The sequence below is a fragment of the Streptomyces sp. NPDC054863 genome, assembly GCF_053610825.1.
Genome location: NZ_JBSGZD010000449.1, coordinates 1 through 4246 on the forward strand (window position 1 = coordinate 1; position 4246 = coordinate 4246).

General features: G+C 69.9%; 4 protein-coding genes. All 4 read right to left on the reverse strand.

The window, feature by feature from the left end; all coding sequences use genetic code 11:
- Window positions 1–654, reverse strand: a 654-nt coding sequence (locus ACWGIG_RS37340) for a cation:proton antiporter domain-containing protein (protein ID WP_453326171.1), incomplete at its 3' end; no start/stop codon positions are given.
- Window positions 651–2234, reverse strand: coding sequence for a tryptophan halogenase family protein (locus ACWGIG_RS37345; protein WP_453326172.1), 1584 nt, complete (start codon window positions 2232–2234; stop codon window positions 651–653). The genes ACWGIG_RS37340 and ACWGIG_RS37345, both read right to left, overlap by 4 nt.
- A gap of 143 nt (window positions 2235–2377) precedes the next feature.
- Entirely contained in the window at window positions 2378–3019 is a 642-nt protein-coding gene (locus ACWGIG_RS37350) for a response regulator (RefSeq protein WP_453326174.1), read from the reverse strand.
- Window positions 3019–4246: sensor domain-containing protein (locus tag ACWGIG_RS37355; protein WP_453326173.1), on the reverse strand; the 1228-nt coding region annotated here is incomplete at its 5' end. The genes ACWGIG_RS37355 and ACWGIG_RS37350, both read right to left, overlap by 1 nt.

The window sequence follows — 4246 nt, forward strand, 5'->3', positions numbered from 1 at the left end:
GAACATCGCCAGGAGTCCGACGGCGACCACCGTGGCGAGCCGCGGCACGCCGCCCGTCCCGCCCGCGGCCAGCCCGATCGCGAGCGCGAGCAGCAGCCAGGCGATCACGTCGATGATCATCGACACGGTCATCGAGAGCTTGCCGACCGGGGTGTCGAACAGCTCCCGCTCTTCGAGGATCCGCGCGAGCACCGGCACCGCGGTCACCGACAACGAGACCGCGAGCAGCAGCACGAGCGCCGCGGTGGGCGCGGTGCCGCGCAGCGCGGGATCGGCCAGCACCGCCACCGCGAACACACAGCCCGTCAGGAGCGGGATCAGCAGGGAGCCCGCGGTGGTCCAGCCGATCAGCCGGCCGCGGGCCGGTGCCGCGGTGCGCCGGAGCTCGTGCGCGACCCCGACGAGGAACAGCACCAGCCCGACGTGCCCGACGAAGCGCAGCCAGCCGACCGTCTCCGCGGGCAGCAGGGTCTGGTGTTCACCGCCGAGGGTGAGCAGGACCGGACCGATCGCGAGACCGAAGGCGATCTCCGCGATGACGGTGGGCTGCCTCAGCAGGCGGCCCACCGCGCGGCCGACGAACGCGACCAGGAGTACGGCCAGCAGCGCGAGCACCACGTGGCCGAACTCGGCCGCGAACCCGGCGACATTCATCGTGCAGAGCCCGCCTTCCGCTGCTCCGGCGGCAGACCGTGCAGGTGGGCGAAGTACTCGTACTGGGTGGGCAGCTTCTCGACCAGCGCGGCAGCCTGCTCCGCCACGAGCCGGAACTCACGGTCGGCCGCGGTGCCGTCGAGCTTGCTCAGCACGGGCAGCGGCTGCACCGGCAGTCCACCCAGGCCGAGGATGATCGCGCGGTAGGAGTACGACTCGAAGCCGTGGTAGTGCGGGTAGATCGACTCCTGGTCGGGCAGCTTGACCTTCCACTGCTCCAGTCGCTCGGCCAGGCCGTCGGGGAGCGCCCGGGTCTTGGTGTCCTTCCAGTACTGGTTGTCGGCACGGCCCGAGGCGTACCAGTGCAGCACCATGAACTCCCGCAGGCCGTCCATCACGTGCGCGGCCTGCCGGTTGTAGACCTTGCGGAGCTGGTCGTCGGTCTCCTCCTGGCCTACGGGGAAGTTCTTGACCAGCTGCTCGATGCCGTTCTGGATGATGAAGATGCCGGTGGACTCCAGCGGCTCGACGAATCCGTTGGAGAGGCCGATCGCCACGCAGTTCTTGACCCACGCACGCTCGCTGCGGCCGATGCGCATCTTGATGTGGTTGGCGGTGGCGTCGTCCGCCGCCGGGCCGACGAACTCGCGCAGCGTGCGCTCGGCCTCCTCCGGGGTGGCGTAGTCGCTGGCGTACACGTAGCCGGTGCCGAGCCGCTCGAAGAGGGGGATCGACCAGATCCAGCCCGCCTCCTTCGCGGTCGCGGTGGTGGCCGGCCGGATGCCGCGCTCCGCCATGTCCACCGGTACCCGCAGCGCCACCGCGCTGTCGTTGGGCAGGTGGTCCTGGAAGGAGATGAACGGCTCGTCGAGCGCCTTGTTCACCAGCATGCTGCGGAAGCCCGTGCAGTCGATGAAGAGGTCGCCGTGGAGGTCACCCTGCTCGCGGGTGCGGACGTGGTCGATCGCACCCCGGTCGTCCAGAGCGACGTCCACCACGTCGTCGAGCACGTGCCGCACCCCGCGCGCCACACCGCGGCGGGTCAGGAACTTCGCCAGCAGCGTCGCATCGAAGTGGTACGCGTAGGGGAACTGGGTGTTCTGCTCGGTCAGCGTGGTGCGGTGCTCGTCACCGCGGTCGAAGGTGCTGTCGAAGAGCGAGTTGTCCAGGTAGCGCGGCGAGCTCTGCGCGTCGCACATCGAGGCGATGAGGGAGGAGTCCGTGTCGAACCGCTCGGTCGGCTTCTTCTGCACCCACCAGTCGGTGAGCGGGAAGCCGTCCACCACGCGGGTGCGCTCGAACGGGTGGTAGAAGGTGTGGCCCGGCTCGCGCCAGTCCTCGAACCGGACGGCCAGCTTGTAGGTGGCGTTGCACTCCGGCATCCACTCGTGCTCTTCGATGTCCAGGTACTTGAAGAAGTGCCGGATGGTGCTGAAGGTGGCCTCACCCACCCCGATCGAGGGCACGTTCTTCGATTCGACCAGGGTCACCTTCACCCGGTCGCCGAATGCCGCGTTCAGGTAGGACGCCGTCATCCAGCCCGACGTACCGCCACCGACGATCACGACGCTGCTCACCATGTAGGCCCCTTAGTCCACTGCGAATGAATGTGGGTCGAGCCTCTCTAAACCGCGGACGCGCAGCCATGTCTTTGACCGACGGGTGAAACTGGGCGGTCAGGGGCGCGCGGCGCGGCTCCGCGATGCGGCTCCGGGGCGTGCGGTCAGGAACGCAGGTACGTCAGCACGGCCAGCACGCGGCGGTGCCCGTCGTCCTCGGACAGACCGAGCTTCAGGAAGATGCTGCCGATGTTCTTGGCGACGGTGGGCAGGCTGACGTTCAGCGCCGCCGCGATGGCGGCGTTCGTCTTTCCCTCGGCCATCAGCCCCAGCACCTCCCGTTCCCGCGGGGTGAACCGGTCCAGCGGCTCGTTCATCTGCCTGCGCCGCAGCAGCTGCCGGACGACCTCCTGGTCGACGACCGTGCCGCCGGTGGCGACGCATTCGAGAGCCGCCAGGAACTCGGCCACCGCGCCGATCCGGTCCTTGAGCAGGTAACCGAGGCCGCCGCGGGAGTGCTCGCCGGACTCCAGCAGCTCGCACGCGTAGTCCGTCGCGGCGTACTGCGTGAGCACCAGGACCGCGAGCGCCGGGTAGCGGCCCCGCAGCTCCATGGCCGCCCGCAGGCCGTCGTCGTTGAAGTCGGGCGGCATCCGCACGTCGGTCACCACGATGTCGGGCCGGTGCTCCTCGACCGCCTCGATCAGGTCGCGGCTGTCGCCGACCGCGGCCACGGTTTCGTGCCCGAAACGCTCCAGCAGTTCGACGAGTCCTTCTCGCAGCAGGACGGCGTCCTCGGCGAGCACTATGCGGAATCGGGTGTTCGCCACGGTAGCTCCACGACTAGTTCGGTTGGGCCGCCGGGCGGGCTGAGCAGCTTGAGCCTGCCCCCCACCACGGCGACTCGATCGGCAAGACCCTGCAACCCGTGGCCGCCCTCGGGTTTGGCGCCGCCCACGCCGTCGTCGCTGACGCGCAGCACCAGGCGGTCCCCCTCCCGGCAGCCGGTCACCCGTGCCGTGCCGGCCCGGCTGTGCTTCACCACGTTGGTGAGCGCCTCCTTCACGGCGAAGTACGCCACCGTCTCCACGGCGGACACGAGGCGCTGCGGAATGACGATGTCGACGTGCACCGGCACCGGGCTCCGGTCGGCGACCTCGGCCACCGCCGCCTGGACGCCACGGTCGGTCAGCAGCTGGGGGTGGATGCCACGGATCAGTTCCCGCAGTTCGGCCAGTACGCATTCGGCTTCCTTGCGGGCCTTGGAGACCAGCCGCGCACGGTCGGACTGCTCCTTCTCCAGCCCGTGTTCCACGATGCCCAGCGTCATGATCAGCCCGACCAGCCGCTGCTGCGCACCGTCGTGCAGGTCGCGCTCGATCCGCTTGCGCTCGGCCTCGAACGCGTCCGCCAGGCGGATCCGCGACCGGGTGAGTTCCTGGACGCGCGTGGCCACCTCGGACTCCCGCGGCGCCAGCAGCAGGCGTACGAACGACATCCGGCCCGCGGCCAGCGCGGTCACCGCGTAGGCCACCAGCGGGAGGAGGACCAGGCCGAGGAGCACCACCAGCACCCGGTCGAGCGGGCCGGCGATGTGCCAGCAGCCGAAGACCACCAGCGGGCCGAAGTCGACGAAGGGCTCCAGGAACGGGGAGGCGATGAGGACGACCACGCTCCCGACCAGCAGCACACCGCCGAAGTCGATCAGCGGCAGCACGACCGTCAGGGCGATCGCATAGCTGAACTCGCGCCAGGTCGCCGCCTCGCTGATGCGCAGCCACAGCCACGCCTTCAGGCCGGGCACGGTCGGGGCCACGTGCGGGTTGCCGACGGGTTCGGTGTCCACCATCCGCAGGCGGAGGCGTTCCACCGCGCCGACCGGTATGCCCAGCACCGCGGCCAGGAGCACCGCGACGACCAGTTGGGCGTAGCCGGGCAGGTCGTCGATGGCGATCGGCCCGTTCTTCAGCGCGCCCCCGATCAGGAACGCGACGAGCGCACCGCAGAACAGGTAACCGAACGACCTCCACGGC

Coding starts and splice junctions, on each gene's coding strand:
- ACWGIG_RS37345 (WP_453326172.1), bottom strand. CDS start 2,234: ATGGTGAGCAGCGTCGTGATCGTCGGTGGCGGTACGTCGGGCTGGATG.